The 15255-nt window shown below is 66.2% G+C and carries 14 protein-coding genes; 11 read left to right on the plus strand and 3 right to left on the minus strand.

Translation table 11 applies throughout. The features are described 5' to 3' along the window. Positions 1-6: 6 nt before the first annotated feature. From BN973_RS24165 to BN973_RS24215, 11 genes are all read left to right on the plus strand, one after another. Positions 7-1191: a PPE family protein, SVP subgroup gene (locus BN973_RS24165; RefSeq protein WP_036471233.1), complete on the plus strand. Its 1185-nt coding sequence runs from the start codon at positions 7-9 to the stop codon at positions 1189-1191. A gap of 140 nt (positions 1192-1331) precedes the next feature. Further along, positions 1332-1628 (plus strand): WXG100 family type VII secretion target, encoded by a 297-nt coding sequence (locus BN973_RS24170; RefSeq protein ID WP_025735564.1) that lies wholly within the window; start codon positions 1332-1334, stop codon positions 1626-1628. Between the two features lie 52 nt (positions 1629-1680). Beyond that, the gene (locus tag BN973_RS24175; RefSeq protein WP_036469090.1) at positions 1681-1965 is read left to right on the plus strand and encodes a WXG100 family type VII secretion target; all 285 of its coding nucleotides are present in this window, start codon (positions 1681-1683) and stop codon (positions 1963-1965) included. Between the two features lie 219 nt (positions 1966-2184). Beyond that, complete coding sequence (locus tag BN973_RS24180) at positions 2185-2949, plus strand: response regulator transcription factor (protein WP_036472994.1); 765 nt, start codon at positions 2185-2187, stop codon at positions 2947-2949. After that, positions 2946-4454 (plus strand): sensor histidine kinase, encoded by a 1509-nt coding sequence (locus tag BN973_RS24185; protein ID WP_036471234.1) that lies wholly within the window; start codon positions 2946-2948, stop codon positions 4452-4454. The genes BN973_RS24180 and BN973_RS24185 overlap by 4 nt, the downstream gene beginning before the upstream one ends. Positions 4455-4859: 405 nt before the next feature. Next, on the plus strand, positions 4860-4949 hold the full coding sequence (locus BN973_RS32125) for a potassium-transporting ATPase subunit F (RefSeq protein WP_084163530.1): 90 nt from the start codon (positions 4860-4862) through the stop codon (positions 4947-4949). Beyond that, complete coding sequence (kdpA, locus tag BN973_RS24195; protein ID WP_036471235.1) at positions 4949-6619, plus strand: potassium-transporting ATPase subunit KdpA; 1671 nt, start codon at positions 4949-4951, stop codon at positions 6617-6619. The genes BN973_RS32125 and kdpA overlap by 1 nt, the downstream gene beginning before the upstream one ends. Then, positions 6619-8769 carry a potassium-transporting ATPase subunit KdpB gene (gene kdpB / locus BN973_RS24200; RefSeq protein ID WP_036471237.1) on the plus strand — a complete coding sequence of 717 codons (2151 nt, stop codon included), beginning with the start codon at positions 6619-6621 and terminating at the stop codon, positions 8767-8769. The genes kdpA and kdpB overlap by 1 nt, the downstream gene beginning before the upstream one ends. A gap of 1 nt (position 8770) precedes the next feature. Then, complete coding sequence (locus BN973_RS24205) at positions 8771-9694, plus strand: potassium-transporting ATPase subunit C (protein WP_036471238.1); 924 nt, start codon at positions 8771-8773, stop codon at positions 9692-9694. 12 nt (positions 9695-9706) lie between these two features. After that, the gene (locus BN973_RS24210) at positions 9707-12286 is read left to right on the plus strand and encodes a sensor histidine kinase (RefSeq protein WP_036471239.1); all 2580 of its coding nucleotides are present in this window, start codon (positions 9707-9709) and stop codon (positions 12284-12286) included. Next, positions 12283-12963 carry a response regulator gene (locus tag BN973_RS24215; RefSeq protein ID WP_036471240.1) on the plus strand — a complete coding sequence of 227 codons (681 nt, stop codon included), beginning with the start codon at positions 12283-12285 and terminating at the stop codon, positions 12961-12963. Before BN973_RS24210 ends, BN973_RS24215 begins: the two co-directional genes overlap by 4 nt. Positions 12964-13113: 150 nt before the next feature. Here the strand turns inward: BN973_RS24215 and BN973_RS24220 are convergent, their stop codons facing one another. The 3 genes from BN973_RS24220 to BN973_RS24230 are packed head-to-tail and all read right to left on the minus strand — an operon-like array spanning position 13114 to position 15228. Next, positions 13114-14058, minus strand: a complete 945-nt coding sequence (locus BN973_RS24220; RefSeq protein WP_036471241.1) for a Ppx/GppA phosphatase family protein — start codon at positions 14056-14058, stop codon at positions 13114-13116. After that, positions 14049-14540, minus strand: a complete 492-nt coding sequence (locus BN973_RS24225; RefSeq protein ID WP_036471242.1) for a DUF501 domain-containing protein — start codon at positions 14538-14540, stop codon at positions 14049-14051. Before BN973_RS24225 ends, BN973_RS24220 begins: the two co-directional genes overlap by 10 nt. Further along, positions 14533-15228 (minus strand): FtsB family cell division protein, encoded by a 696-nt coding sequence (locus BN973_RS24230; RefSeq protein WP_036471243.1) that lies wholly within the window; start codon positions 15226-15228, stop codon positions 14533-14535. Before BN973_RS24230 ends, BN973_RS24225 begins: the two co-directional genes overlap by 8 nt. Positions 15229-15255 lie beyond the last annotated feature (27 nt).

Consider the following 15255-nt stretch of genomic DNA (forward strand, 5'->3'; position numbering starts at 1 on the left):
CACAAAATGGTTATGGACTTTGCAGCACTGCCCCCCGAGATCACCTCGACGCTCGTGTGGACCGGTCCGGGCTCGGCGCCGTTCATGGCCGCCGCGACCGCGTACGCCAACCTGGCCGCGGAGGTAGGCACCACGGCGAGCTCGTGGGAATCGATCATCTCGTTGCTGACCACCGAGCAGTGGACGGGGGGCGGGTCGGCTGCGGCCGCGACCGCGGCACAGCCGATCGTGACGTACCTGACCGACACGGCGGCCGCGCTCGAGCAGGCAAGTTCCGCTGCCGCATCGTCGGCGGCCGCTTTCGAGGCGGCGCACGCGGCGGTGGTGAATCCGGCGCTGGTCTTCACCAATCGCGCGGAGTTTGCGGCCGCGCTCGCGGCGGTCCCGTTCAGCCTCCCGCAGCTGATGGAATTGGAGGTCGAGTACAACGAAATGTGGGTACAAGACGCCACCGCGATGAGCGCGTATCAGGCCGCCGCGGATGCGGCGTCGGGCATGTTGCAGCCGGTGACACCGCTGGCCTCGACCACGGACCCGGCCGGCCCGGCCCTGCTCGCGGCCGACGACGCGATGCAGCCGCTGGCGGACCTGCAGGCGTTGGATTTCAGCTCGGACGTGCAGTCATTGCTCGACTCGTTGGGCATCACCAATCCGGTAAACAGCAACAACATTCTGCAGTCGATCGACGGTTTCCTCGGTACCCCATCGGTGCTGAACGCCATCAACGGCGCCGTCAACACCGCGGCCTGGTTCAGCATGATCACCATCCCGACCGCGGTGTCGCTGGGCCACGTCTTCGCCGGTGCCGCAGTGCCAGCAGCCGCGGTCAGTGAAGTGGTGCCCGCCGGTGCGGGCGGCATCATCGAAGGTGCCGTGGTGAGCTCGGTGTCTCCGATGGCGGGTGCGGGTGGCTTGGGCAGCGCGGCGACGGCGAGCCTCGGTGGGGCGTCAACCGTAAGCCGTCTCTCGGTGCCGGCCAGTTGGGCGGCGAACGCTGCCCCGGCGACCGAGTCGGCGGCAGCGACCGCTCCGCTCGAGGGTTCGGGCTGGACCGCCGCCGCCGAGGAACCCGGCGTCATGGGTGCGCCCGGCATGCCGGGAATGGTGGCCGGAGCCAAGGGCGCCGGCGCTTACGCCGGGCCGCGGTACGGCTTCAAGCCGATCGTCATGCCAAAGCAGGTCGTGGTGTGACGCCCCGAAAAGGGAGTCACATGTCACTCGTTCGAGGCTGGCAGTTAACCGCTACGCCGTAATCTATCCGCTGCGCGGCTACCGTCGCGCTCAGACTTCCAGCTACCGAAGGCAGCACCCGAAAAAAGGAGAAAGGCAACATGGCAACACGTTTTATGACCGACCCGCACGCGATGCGTGCGATGGCGGGCCGTTTTGAGATGCACGCGCAGACGGTGTCGGATGAGGCTCGCAAGATGTGGGCGTCGTCGATGAACATCGCCGGTGCGGGCTGGAGTGGTCAGGCCCAGGCGACCTCGTACGACACCATGGGTCAGATGAACCAGGCGTTCAACAACATTGTCAACATGCTCCACGGCGTGCGTGACGGACTCATCCGTGACGCCAACAACTACGAGACGCAAGAGCAGGCCTCGCAGCAGGCCCTCAGCCACTAACCGCGAAAACCACTGGTTTCCAAAAAACTTTCAATTCAGGAGGACATAGACAATGTCGATCAATTACCAGTTCGGAGATGTCGACGCGCACGGCGCGTTGATCCGCGCGCAGGCCGCTTCGTTGGAGGCCGAGCACCAGGCCATCGTGCGCGATGTGCTGGCCGCCGGTGACTTCTGGGGTGGCGCCGGTTCGGTTGCCTGCCAGGAGTTCATCACCCAGTTGGGGCGCAACTTCCAGGTGATCTACGAGCAGGCCAACCAGCACGGGCAGAAGGTGCAGACCGCGGGCAACAACATGGCCAGCACCGACAGCGCCGTCGGGTCCAGCTGGGCCTAACACCCTCGTTTCAACCGGGGCCGCACACCAATTCGGTGTGCGGCCCCTTTGTTTGTGCGGCACGCGGCCCTGTTGTTTGAAATCTGTTGGGGCACAACGATAATCGCAATCTTGCCCACGCGGCACCGGATTCGGGAGTTCGTAAGATTTGAGAAGTCTATGAACTCCGTGACAAGCGCATATGCGCTTTGCGAGAATTTTCAGAACATGACCGCCGCAATGTCGGGATACGCGGGTAGCCAGCGCCCGCGTCAAGCCATCCTGGGACAGCTGCCCAGAATCTATCGTGCTGACGGCTCACCGATCCGGGTTTTGCTGGTGGACGACGAGCCGGCCCTGACCAACCTGGTCAAGATGGCCCTGCACTACGAGGGCTGGGTGGTGGAGATCGCCCACAACGGCCGCGAGGCGCTGGCCAAATTCGACCGGGTGACACCGGACGTGCTCGTTCTCGACATCATGCTTCCCGACATGGATGGCCTGCGCATTCTGCAGCGGATCCGCGAATCGGACGCCTACACCCCCACCCTGTTTTTGACCGCCCGCGATTCGGTCATGGACCGCGTCACCGGGCTCACCGCCGGCGCCGACGACTACATGACCAAGCCGTTCAGCCTCGAGGAACTGGTCGCACGTCTTCGCGGGTTGCTGCGCCGGTCCAGCCAGCTGTCACCGCCGGCCGCCGAAGCGCTCAAGGTCGGCGACCTTCGGCTGGACACCGCCAGCCGCGAAGTCACCCGCGACGGCGCCCCGATATCGCTGTCGTCGACCGAGTTCGAATTGCTGCGTTTCCTGATGCGCAATCCGCGTCGCGCGCTGAGCCGCACCGAAATCTTGGACCGCGTCTGGAACTACGACTTCGCCGGGCGCACCAGCATTGTCGACCTCTACATCTCGTATCTGCGAAAGAAGATCGACTCGGGCCGGGAGCCGATGATCCACACCGTGCGAGGTGTCGGATACATGCTGCGGCCGCTGGAATGACGGGCCGGCGCAATACTCCTTCCTGGTTGCCCCGCTCGCTGCGCCGTCAATTGCTGATAGGTGTATTAGGCGTTGTCACAGTGGTTTTGGTGTCCGTCGGCGTGGTCTCGGTGCTCAGCCTGCGTGGCTACGTCACCGCGATCAGCGATGCCGATGTCGCCGAATCCCTGGATGCGTTGAGCAACTCCTACAGCCGATATCGCAACGGCGAGCACACCTCGGCGCACCGCCGCACCCCACCGGTGGACCAGGCGATGCTGGAATTCACCGGACAAACACCGGGCAACCTGATCGCCGTGGTGCACAACGGCACCGTCATCGGCTCCGCGGTGTTCTCCGAGGACCAACCAAAACCCGCCCCGCCGGACGTCATTCAGTCGATCGAATCGCTGTCCTGGGCCGACGCGCCACCGCGCACCGTACGGCTGGGCAGCCTGGGCGCCTACCGCGTCGACAGCCGACGCGAAGGATCCGACCTGCTGATCGTCGGGATGTCGGTAAAGCTGGCCGACCAGATCATGGCCCGCAAATACATCACCACCAGCCTGCTGATCGCGGCCGCGCTGGCGATCACCGCCGCGCTCACGGTCTGGGTGGTCGGCTACACACTTCGCCCGCTACGCCGCGTCGCCGCGACCGCCGCGGAAGTGGCCGTGATGCCACTGACCGGCGACGACCACCGGATCAGCGTCCGGGTCCGCCAGGAAGACACCGACCCCGACAACGAGGTCGGGATCGTCGGCCACACGCTGAATCGGTTGCTGGACAACGTCGATAGCGCGCTGGCGCATCGCGTCGATTCCGACATGCGCATGCGGCAATTCCTGACCGACGCCAGCCACGAGCTCAGGACACCGCTGGCGGCGATTCAGGGCTATGCCGAGCTGACCCGTCAGGACAGTTCGGCGTTACCGCCGACCACCGAGTACGCACTGGCACGCATCGAATCCGAGGCGCGGCGGATGGCCTTGCTCGTCGAGGAGCTGCTGCTGCTCTCGCGCCTGGGCGAAGGTGAGGACCTGCAGAACGAAGACGTCGACCTGGCCGAGCTGGTCATCAACGCGGTGAACGACGCCGCGGCCGCGGCGCCCTCCCACCGTTGGCTCAAAGACCTGCCCGAGGAACCGGTCTGGGTCCGCGGGGACCATGCTCGGCTGCATCAAGCCGTGAGCAATCTGCACAGCAATGCCCGCCTGCACACACCCCCCGGCGTCACGGTCACCACCGCAATCACGTGCCACCACAGCGATCCCGACGCACCGCACGCGGAGCTGACCGTGGCCGATGACGGTCCCGGCATCGACGCCGACCTGCTCCCGCGGCTGTTCGAGCGGTTCGTGCGCGCGAACACCTCCCGGTCCGACGGCACGGGCATCGGACTGGGCCTGGCCATCGTCAGCTCGATCGTCAAGGCCCATCATGGCTCCGTCAGTGCCGAATCCGCCAACGGCCGAACGGTCTTCCGGGTCCGACTGCCGTTGATCGACGGTCCGGGCACGCGTTAGCCCGAGGCGGGGGGCGAGTGTCGTTGTGCGCCTGTGTGTTTGCGCGTTGTCCGGCATCAACGTGCCGGTGACGATCAATCACAGAGCGGGATTCGCGGCCGTTACCGGCGTTCAGCACACGCTCATGGGACGACGGTGATGCTCGAACAAAGGGGCGTAAAGGAAACGTAAAGGTGCATTCCCACGCCGTTAGGAAAGCGTCAACCAAAGGCCCTTTCGGACCGGCCCCACTTACGTTCAAGCTGACCTTGCCTCCGAGGACTGCGGTGTGGCTGACTCGATGAGGTCCTTTTCTATGCACGCGATCACGCGGAACGGGGACAGGATGGGCGTGTTGGTATTCATCGTGCTCACGGTGGCGGTGTTTGCGGTGCTGGGCACGGTGCAGAAGTTGGTCGAGCGGCTGTGAGCTACGAAAACATCGTCGGTTTAGTACTTTCCATCGTTCTCGCCCTGTTTCTGGGGTGTGCCCTGTTGTTCCCGGAGAGGTTCTAGTGAGCACGACATCCGCGGGAATCATTTTCCTCATTCTTCTTGTCGCGGCACTGGCCGCGGTGCATGTGCCGTTGGGCGACTACATGTATCGGGTCTACACCGCGGAAAAAGACTCCTCCGTCGAGCGCGTGATCTACCGGCTGATCGGTGTCGACGCGCGCTCCGAGCAGACGTGGGGCGCCTACGCCCGAAGCGTGTTGGCGTTCTCGTCGATCAGCATTCTCTTTCTGTTCGTGTTCCAGCTCGTACAGGGCAAGTTGCCGTTGCATCTGCACGATCCGGCCACTCCGATGACCCCGGCGCTGGCGTGGAACACCGCGGTCAGCTTCGTCACCAACACCAACTGGCAGGCCTACTCGGGCGAATCCACGCAGGGCCACCTGGTGCAGATGGCCGGGCTGGCGGTGCAGAACTTCGTATCGGCCGCCGTCGGCATGGCAGTGGCGGTCGCCCTGGTGCGTGGGTTCGCCCGCCGACGCACCGGCGATCTGGGCAATTTCTGGGTAGACCTGGTGCGCGGCACGCTGCGCATCCTGCTGCCGATCGCGGTGCTCAGCGCGATCGTGCTGGTCGCCGGCGGGGCGATCCAGAACTTCCACCTCCACGACCAGGTGGTCGACACTCTCGGCGGTGTCCAACAGCGGATCACCGGCGGCCCGGTGGCCAGCCAGGAGGTCATCAAGGAGCTCGGCACCAACGGCGGTGGCTTCTACAACGCCAACTCGTCGCATCCGTTCGAAAACCCGAACGCGTGGACGAACTGGCTGGAGATCTTCCTGCTGACGGTGATCAGCTTTTCGATGCCGCGCACGTTCGGGCGGATGGTGGGAAGCAAGAAACAGGGCTACGCGATCGCCTCGGTGATGGCGTCGCTGGCCCTGATCAGCGTGACGTTCATGTTGTGGTTCCAGTTGCAGCATCACGGCACCGTGCCGATCGCGACCGGCGCGGCGATGGAAGGTGTCGAGCAACGGTTCGGCATCGCCGACTCCGCGGTGTTCGCCGACGCGACGACGCTGACCTCTACCGGCGCGGTCGACTCGTTCCACGACTCCTACACCAGCCTCGGCGGGATGATCACGATGTTCAACATGCAGCTCGGTGAGGTAGCGCCCGGTGGCACCGGCTCCGGCCTGTACGGGATGCTGATCCTGGCGGTGATCACCGTCTTCGTCGCGGGGCTGATGGTCGGACGGACGCCGGAATACCTCGGCAAGAAGATCAACCCACGCGAAATCAAGCTGGCGGCAAGCTATTTCCTCGTCACACCGCTGATCGTGTTGACCGGCACCGCGATTGCGATGGCGCTGCCGGGCGAACGCGCCGGGATGTTGAACACCGGCCCGCATGGGCTCTCGGAAGTCTTGTACGCGTTCACCTCCGCCGCCAACAACAACGGATCGGCCTTCGCCGGCATCAGCGTCAACACCGACTGGTACAACACCGCGCTCGGACTGGCGATGGTCTTCGGCCGATTCCTGCCCATCGTGCTGGTGCTGGCCCTGGCCGGCTCGCTGGCCAAGCAAGGCGCCACGCCGGAATCGGCAGGAACCCTGCCCACCCACCGGCCACAGTTCGTCGGAATGGTCGCCGGCGTGACGCTGATTCTCGTCGCCCTGACCTTCCTGCCCATGCTCGCGCTCGGGCCTCTCGCCGAAGGAATCCACTGATGACCGTGACCACCCACGATGCGGCGGCCGAACCGCTGGCCGTGACCCCCGTCGGCAAGAAACGGGTGCAGGGCGGTTTGCTCGACCCGAAGATGCTATGGAAGTCAACGCCGGACGCGTTGCGCAAACTCGACCCACGCACGCTGTGGCGCAACCCGGTGATGTTCATCGTCGAAATCGGCGCCGCGTGGAGCACCCTGCTGGCGATCGTCAGCCCGACCTGGTTCGCGTGGCTGACCGTGGTCTGGCTCTGGCTGACGGTGCTGTTCGCCAACCTCGCGGAGGCGGTGGCCGAAGGCCGCGGTAAAGCACAGGCCGAAACCCTGCGCAAGGCGAAAACCTCCACGATGGCGCGCCGGCTGAAGGACTGGGCACCCGGAGCCACCCCGGTCGAGGAGGAAGTCGCCGCGCCGCTGCTGCAACAAGGCGACATCGTCGTGGTCGAGGCCGGTCAGGTGATACCCGGTGACGGCGATGTGGTGGAAGGCATTGCGTCGGTGGATGAATCGGCGATCACCGGCGAATCGGCGCCCGTGATCCGTGAGTCCGGCGGCGACCGCTCGGCGGTCACCGGCGGGACCACCGTGCTCAGCGACCGGATCGTCGTGCAAATCACCCAAAAGCCCGGAGAAAGCTTCATCGACCGGATGATCGCGCTCGTCGAAGGCGCCAACCGGCAGAAAACCCCCAACGAGATCGCGCTCAACATCCTGCTGGCCGCGTTGACGATCATCTTCGTCTTCGCCGTCGCCACCCTGCAGCCGCTCGCGATCTACTCCAAGATGAACAACCCCGGTGTGCCAAACACCGAGGCGCTCAACACAAATGGCGTCACCGGAATCGTGATGGTGGCACTGCTGGTCTGCCTCATCCCGACGACGATCGGTGCACTGCTGTCCGCGATCGGCATCGCCGGCATGGACCGGCTCGTGCAGCGCAACGTGCTGGCGATGTCGGGGCGCGCGGTGGAAGCCGCCGGCGACGTGAACACACTGCTGCTGGACAAGACGGGCACCATCACACTGGGCAACCGGCAAGCTGCCGCCTTCATCCCGCTCGACGGGGTCACCAATGAGCAGCTGGCCGATGCCGCGCAGCTGTCCAGCCTGGCCGACGAGACACCGGAAGGCCGCTCGGTCGTCGTGTTCGCCAAGCAACATTTCGGGCTGCGCGCGCGCACGCCCGGCGAGCTCGCAACTGCCCATTGGGTCGAATTCTCGGCTACGACAAGGATGTCCGGTGTCGACGTGGACGGCCATCTGCTACGCAAGGGGGCGGCCAATTCGGTCGCGGATTGGGTGCGCGGCCAGGGTGGCAAGGTATCGCACCAACTCGGCGAGATCGTCGACGGTATCTCCGCCAGCGGCGGCACCCCACTGGTCGTCGGCGAGGTCCGCGACGGTGAGGCGGCCGTGCTCGGCGTCATCCACCTCAAGGATGTGGTCAAGCAAGGCATGCGTGAGCGCTTCGACGAGATGCGGAAGATGGGCATCCGGACGGTGATGATCACCGGTGACAACCCGTTGACCGCCAAGGCGATTGCCGACGAGGCCGGTGTCGACGACTTCCTTGCCGAAGCCACGCCGGAGGACAAGCTCGCGCTGATCAAACGCGAGCAAGCGGGCGGCAAACTGGTGGCGATGACCGGTGACGGCACCAACGACGCGCCGGCTCTGGCCCAGGCCGACGTGGGTGTGGCGATGAACACCGGGACGTCTGCCGCCAAAGAGGCCGGCAACATGGTCGATCTCGACTCGGACCCAACCAAACTCATCGAGATCGTCGAGATCGGCAAGCAGCTGCTGATCACCCGCGGAGCGCTGACCACCTTCTCGATCGCCAACGACATCGCGAAGTACTTCGCGATCATCCCGGCAATGTTCGTGGCACTGTTCCCCGGGCTGGATCTGATCAACGTGATGCGGTTACACAGCCCGCAGTCGGCGATCCTGTCCGCGGTGATATTCAACGCGATCGTCATCGTGATGCTGATCCCGTTGTCGCTGCGCGGCGTTCGCTACACCCCGAGCAGTGCGTCAAAACTGTTGAGCCGCAATCTCTATATGTACGGGCTTGGCGGCATCATTGCCCCATTCATCGGGATCAAACTCATCGACCTGATCGTCCAATTCGTCCCAGGGATGTCCTGACATGAAGTTTTCGAATTTCGTCCGCGTGCACTGGGCGGCGTTGCGTGCGCTACTGGTGCTGACCGTCATCACGGGCCTGGCCTACCCGGTCTTCATCTGGCTGGTCGCGCAGCTGCCGGGCTTGCACGACAAGGCCGAAGGATCGATTCTGACCGCCAACGGCAAACCGGTCGGCAGCAAGCTGATCGGTCAGCTGTTCACCGACCCCGGCGGCAACCCGCTGCGGCAATACTTCCAGAGCCGCCCGTCGGCGGCCGGCACCGGTTACGACCCGCTGTCGTCGAGCGCGAGCAACCTCGGGCCCGAAAGCATCGTCGACACGCCCGCCGATCCGGCCAAGCTCGCCTCGGGCGCCGGCGCCTCCGACGCCGGGTTCAAGCCCAGCCTGCTGACGCAGGTGTGCACGCGCAGCGCCGCCGTGGGACAGCTGGAGGGTGTGGACGGTTCGCGTCCGTTCTGCACCGGTGGCGGCGTGGGCGCGGTGCTCTCGGTGATCGGTTCCCGCGACGCCCGCGGAAACGTCATCCACCCGACCCAGGTGGTCAGCGTCAACGAGCCCTGCGCGACGACCAGGCAGCCCTTCCTAGACCTCTACGAGGGCGTTCGGGTCGAGTGCGCCAAGTACGGCGAGGATTATTCGCTCGGCCAGATCGTGCCCATCCGCGGGGCGACACCCGCCAACCCGGCCGTGCCCGCCGATGCGGTCACCGCCAGCGGCAGCGGGTTGGACCCGAATATCTCGCCGGCCTACGCCGATATCCAGATTTCGCGCGTGGCCAAGGCGCGTCACGTCAGCCCCGATCAGATTCGGGCGGTGCTCGCCCGGTACCGCGACGGCCGCACCTTGGGGTTTTTCGGCGAGCCCACGATCAACGTGCTGCAGCTCAATCTGCAACTCGACCGCCAATATCCGGTATCGAGCTAACACCGGAGGGGGATGATGGTTGACGTGAGCGACGTCAGCCTCGGCGACCACCATCCCAAGCGCGGTGAGCTACGCATTTACCTGGGTGCGGCACCGGGTGTCGGCAAGACATACGCGATGCTCGGAGAAGCCCACCGGCGCCTGGAGCGCGGCACCGATCTGGTGGCGGCGGTGGTGGAGACGCATGGACGCGCGAAAACCGCTGGGATGCTTGAGGGCATCGAAATCATCCCACCTCGCTTTATCGAATATCGCGGTGGCAGTTTCCCCGAACTCGACGTGCCGGCCGTGTTGGCCCGGCATCCGCAGGTGGTCCTCGTCGACGAGCTGGCTCACACCAACACGCCGGGCAGCAAGAATCACAAGAGATGGCAGGACGTCGAAGAGCTGCTCGACGCCGGTATCGCCGTGATATCCACCGTCAACATCCAGCATCTGGAGAGCCTTAACGACGTCGTCGCTCAAATCACCGGTATCGAGCAGCAGGAGACAATTCCGGATTCGATCGTGCGGGCGGCGTCGCAGGTCGAGCTCATCGACATCACGCCGGAAGCGCTGCGGCGCAGGCTGTCTCATGGCAACGTCTACACTCCGGAACGCATCGATGCGGCGCTGTCGAACTACTTCCGCCGCGGAAATCTCACTGCGCTAAGGGAATTGGCACTGCTGTGGCTGGCCGACCAGGTGGACACCGCCCTGGCGAAATACCGCGCCGAGAACAAGATTACCGACATGTGGGAGGCGCGTGAGCGCGTCGTGGTGGCGGTCACCGGCGGGCCCGAATCGGAGACGCTGGTGCGACGGGGCTCGCGGATCGCGTCGAAGTCCAGCGCCGAGTTGATGGTCGTGCATGTGATACGGGGCGACGGGCTGGCCGGCCTGTCGGAGACCCGGATGAACAAGATCCGCGAACTGGCCAACAGCCTGGACGCGTCGGTGCACACCGTGGTCGGTGACGACGTGCCAACGGCGCTACTGGATTTCGCCCGCGAGATGAATGCCACCCAGTTGGTGATGGGCAGCTCGCGACGGTCCCGATGGGCGCGCATTTTCGAGGAAGGCATCGGTACGACGGTCGTGCAGCAGTCGGGCAAGATCGACGTGCACATCGTCACGCACGAGGAGTCCAAGCGGGGGTTCCACATCGCGTCGTTCGCACCGCGCGAGCGGCGCGTCGCGTCCTGGCTGGCCGCGATCATCGTGCCGTCTTTGATCTGCGCCGTCACGGTGACGGTGCTGGACCCCTATCTGGACACCGGCGGGGAGAGCGCGCTGTTCTTCGTCGGGGTGCTGCTGGTGGGCTTGCTGGGAGGTGTTGCCCCGGCGGCTCTTTCGGCGGTGTTGTCCGGGCTGCTGCTGAACTATTACCTGATCGCTCCGCGGCACAGCTTCACGATCGCCGAACCCAACAGCGCCGTCACCGAATTGGTGCTGTTGCTGATCGCGGTCGCGGTCGCGGTGCTGGTCGACTTCGCCGCCAAACGCACGCGCGAAGCCCGGCTGGCGGCTCAAGAGGCCGAACTGCTGACGCTGTTCGCGGGTTCGGTGCTGCGCGGCGCCGACCTCGAAACGCTGCTCGAACGGGTACGCGAAACCTACTCGCAGCGCGCGGTGAGCATGCTGCGCGAGCCTTCCGAAGAAGATCGCGCCGCGGGCAAGAAGAGCTACATCGTCGCCTGCGTGGGCAAAGACCCTTGTGTGGCCGTCGATTCCGCCGACACCGCGATCGAGGTCGGTGACGACGAGTTCTGGATGTTGATGGCCGGCCGCAAACTCTCCGCCCGGGATCGCCGGGTGCTGACCGCGGTGGCCAAGCAGGCCGCGGGCCTGATCCGTCAGGGCGAGCTGGCCGAGGAAGCCGGCCGCACCGAGGCCATCGTGCGAGCCGACGAGCTACGGCGCTCGCTGCTCTCGGCGGTCAGCCATGACCTGCGCACGCCGCTGGCGGCGGCGAAGGTCGCGGCTTCCAGTTTGCGTGCCGAGGACGTCGCGTTCTCCCCCGAGGACACCGCCGAACTGCTGGCCACCATCGAGGAGTCGATCGATCAGCTGACCGCTCTGGTGGGCAACCTGCTCGATTCCTCGCGGCTGGCCGCCGGGGTGGTCCGCCCGGATCTACTCCCGGTGTATCTCGAGGAGACGGTGCAGCGCGCACTGGTCAGTATCGGCAAGGGCGCCACCGGCTTCTACCGATCCGCGATCGACCGGGTCAAGGTAGACGTCGGTGACGCCGTCGCGATGGCCGACGCCGGACTACTGGAACGGGTGCTTGCCAACCTGATCGACAACGCGCTGCGCTACGCACCCAACTGCGTGGTTCGGGTCAATGCGGGGCGAGTGGGCGACCGGGTCCTGATCAATGTGATCGACGAAGGCCCCGGAATCCCGCACGGCACCGAGGATCAGATCTTCGAGGCGTTCCAGCGGCTGGGCGATCACGACAACACCACCGGTGTGGGACTGGGCATGTCGGTGGCCCGCGGCTTCGTGGAAGCCATGGGGGGCAGCATCGCGGCCGGCGACACTCCTGGGGGCGGACTCACCGTCGTCGTAGAATTGGCGGCACCGCCGCAACCGATTGGTATCCAATGACCCGGGTCTTGGTGATCGATGACGAGCCGCACATTCTGCGTGCGCTGCGCATCAACTTGTCGGTGCGCGGCTACGAGGTCGTCACCGCGGCGACCGGCGCCGGCGCCCTGCGCGCCGCGGCCGAACACAGACCCGACGTGGTGATCCTCGACCTCGGCCTGCCCGACATCTCGGGTATCGAGGTGCTCGCCGGGCTTCGCGGGTGGCTGACGGCGCCGGTGATCGTGTTGTCCGCGCGCACCGATTCCTCCGACAAGGTCGAGGCGCTGGACGCCGGCGCCGACGACTACGTCACCAAACCGTTTGGGATGGACGAATTTCTGGCCCGGCTGCGGGCCGCGGTGCGCCGCAATGCCGCGGCCTCGGAGCTGGACGAGCCGGTGGTCGAGACCGACGCGTTCACCGTCGACCTGGCCGCCAAGAAGGTCACCAAGAACGGCGCCGAGATACACCTCACCCCGACCGAATGGGGCATGCTCGAGGTGCTGGTGCGCAATCGCGGCAAGCTGGTCGGCCGCGAGGAATTACTCAAGGAGGTGTGGGGCCCGGCGTACGCCACCGAAACCCATTACCTGCGTGTGTATCTCGCACAGCTGAGGCGCAAACTCGAAGACGACCCGTCGCATCCCAAACACCTGCTGACCGAATCGGGCATGGGCTACCGCTTCGAGGCCTGAGTGTGCTTCCCGGGTCGCGGATGTGCGCTCACGGCTTTGGGTGCGCGGCCTGGGCGTCGACACGCCGGCGGCGGCCGCCGCGACCGCACACTGAAAACCACCACTGCACACTCGAAACCGTCAGCGCACACCCGGCCGGGAGCGCGGGCGCTAGAGCGCGATCGACAGCACGATGCCGTCGAGGATGTCGTGTTCGCTGACGGTCAGCTCGTCGATATCGGCGCGGGCGCGCAATTCGCGCGCCAGCTCTTGCACCACGATCGCGCCGCCCGCGATCACGTCGGCGCGGCCCTCGTGCATCGGCGGCAGCGCCGCACGCTGGGATCGGGTCATGCCGATCAGCCGCTCGCACACCGACACCAGGTCCTCGCCGACCACGCGCGAAAGGTGAATGGCAGCAGCGTCATACGTCGTCATATTGTGCGCCAACGCCGACAGCGTGGTCATCGTGCCGGCCAGTCCGACCCAGGTCCTCGCCTGCTCGACGGGCACGGCCCGCAATGCGGGCTCGAGTCGCTCGCGCACGAACTGCCGCGCCGCGTTCACTTCCGCGCCCGTCGGCGGGTCGGAGTGCAAGCAGCGTTCGGTCAACCGCACGCACCCGATGTCGGCCGAGTAGCTCGCCACCACCTCGTCGGCGCCCAACACGATCTCCGTCGAGCCGCCGCCCAAGTCGACGACGACGAATGGTCCACGGGTGCTGTCTAATTCGCCCACCGCGCCGCGAAACGACAGCTCGGCCTCTTCGGCTCCGGTGATCACCTCGGCGACCGCGCCGGGCAGCACACCGCCTAGCACCTCGGCCGTCATCGCAAAGAAGTCGGCACGGTTGCTCACATCGCGGGCCGCGGAGGTGGCAACCATCCGAACCCGCTGCACGCGATGGGTTTTCATCAGGTCCGCGTAGTCGACCAACGCGACCCGGGCCCGCTCGATCGCCTCCGGCGCGAACTGGCCGGTGGCGTCGACGCCCTGGCCCAAGCGCACGATCCGCGTCTCGCGGTGCACATCGCGCAGCTTCCCACCGTCAACGTCGGCGACCAGCAACCGAATCGAGTTGGTGCCGCAGTCGACACCGGCGGCTCTCAGCGCCACACCTCACCATCCAAAATCGGAGCCATCGCGGGGTCGGCGGCGAGCAGCGCCAACGCCTCGTCGCCAAACGGATTGACCCCGGGCCCCTTGGCCAGCGCATGCGCGATCAGCACGTGCAGGCATTTGACCCGGTCCGGCATGCCGCCGCCGGAGAACGTGGTCCCGAGCGGCTCGATCGCGTCGCGCTCGGCCAGATACGACTCGTGCGCCCGCCGATAGGCGGCGGCCAACTCGGTGTCGGTGGCCAGCCGCTCGGTCATCTCCCGCATCAGTCCCGTCGTCTCCAGTCTGCTCGCGGCCGCGGTCAGCGCCGGATGCGTCAGGTAGTACAACGTCGGAAATGGAGTTCCGTCAGGAAGTTTCGGTGCGGTCTTCACCACGCCGGGCTCGCCGTTGGGGCATCGGTAGGCGATCTCCAGCACACCGCGGGGCTCGCGACCGAGCTGGCGTGCCACCGCTTCGAAGTCGGCACGCTCAACCACCGGGAGTCGCGGGCTTCGATGATTCCGGCGGCGCGGGCTGCCCGGGCCCGACCGGCGGGGCCGCCGGCGCGCTGGCCGGCGGCAGGTGCGGGGCGTCGGCGATGGTGTGCCACAGCGACGAGTACCACGGCGCGTTGCTCGACGGCTTCGCCGCCTCGGCGCCCGGCTGCGGGGACGCCGCCGCGGCCGCCGGAAGCTGGACCTGGAACGGCGTGTCGCCCGGCATCACGAACCCGAGACGTTCGCGGGCCTGCGCCGCGATGTAGGCCGGGTCGGCGAGCTTGACCTTCTTCTGCTCGAGGTCGGCGATCTGACGACGCAGCGCGGCCTCACTGGCCGTCAGCTGAGCCATCTCGGTGCGCTGCGCGAAATACGTGCGCACCGGGCCCGCGATCGTCAACGTCAGCACGCACACCACCACGGCCAGCACCGCCGCCCGCCGGGCGGTGAAACCCAGCCGCTGCTCGGAGCGTTGCTCGACGGACTCGGCGATCTGGCGCTTGATCGGCTCGACGATGTGCTCGGCCGTCGACTTGGCAGCGGCGGCGTTCTGCGCGAGTTTCGAGGTGCGCGACGACGGCTTCGACGACGGCTTGGCGGCCCGACCCCGCCGGACCGAATCGCCGGCCTTCCCCGGGCGCGGTGCCGGGGAGCGGCGCTTCGGATCGGGCCGTTTTGCGTCGGGCATCGGACGCCTAGCCGCGTTTTTCGTTGA

Origin of the sequence: Mycobacterium triplex (genome assembly GCF_000689255.1) — a bacterium.
Taxonomy (GTDB): Bacteria; Actinomycetota; Actinomycetes; order Mycobacteriales; family Mycobacteriaceae; genus Mycobacterium; species Mycobacterium triplex.

Excerpts from the sequence above, each read along its gene's own strand:
- BN973_RS24165 (WP_036471233.1), top strand. The coding sequence starts at position 7 with ATGGTTATGGACTTTGCAGCACTGCCCCCCGAGATCACCTCGACGCTC.
- BN973_RS24170 (WP_025735564.1), top strand. The coding sequence starts at position 1,332 with ATGGCAACACGTTTTATGACCGACCCGCACGCGATGCGTGCGATGGCG.
- BN973_RS24175 (WP_036469090.1), top strand. The coding sequence starts at position 1,681 with ATGTCGATCAATTACCAGTTCGGAGATGTCGACGCGCACGGCGCGTTG.
- BN973_RS24180 (WP_036472994.1), top strand. The coding sequence starts at position 2,185 with ATGTCGGGATACGCGGGTAGCCAGCGCCCGCGTCAAGCCATCCTGGGA.
- BN973_RS24185 (WP_036471234.1), top strand. The coding sequence starts at position 2,946 with ATGACGGGCCGGCGCAATACTCCTTCCTGGTTGCCCCGCTCGCTGCGC.
- kdpB (WP_036471237.1), top strand. The coding sequence starts at position 6,619 with ATGACCGTGACCACCCACGATGCGGCGGCCGAACCGCTGGCCGTGACC.
- BN973_RS24205 (WP_036471238.1), top strand. The coding sequence starts at position 8,771 with ATGAAGTTTTCGAATTTCGTCCGCGTGCACTGGGCGGCGTTGCGTGCG.
- BN973_RS24210 (WP_036471239.1), top strand. The coding sequence starts at position 9,707 with ATGATGGTTGACGTGAGCGACGTCAGCCTCGGCGACCACCATCCCAAG.
- BN973_RS24215 (WP_036471240.1), top strand. The coding sequence starts at position 12,283 with ATGACCCGGGTCTTGGTGATCGATGACGAGCCGCACATTCTGCGTGCG.
- BN973_RS24230 (WP_036471243.1), bottom strand. The coding sequence starts at position 15,228 with ATGCCCGACGCAAAACGGCCCGATCCGAAGCGCCGCTCCCCGGCACCG.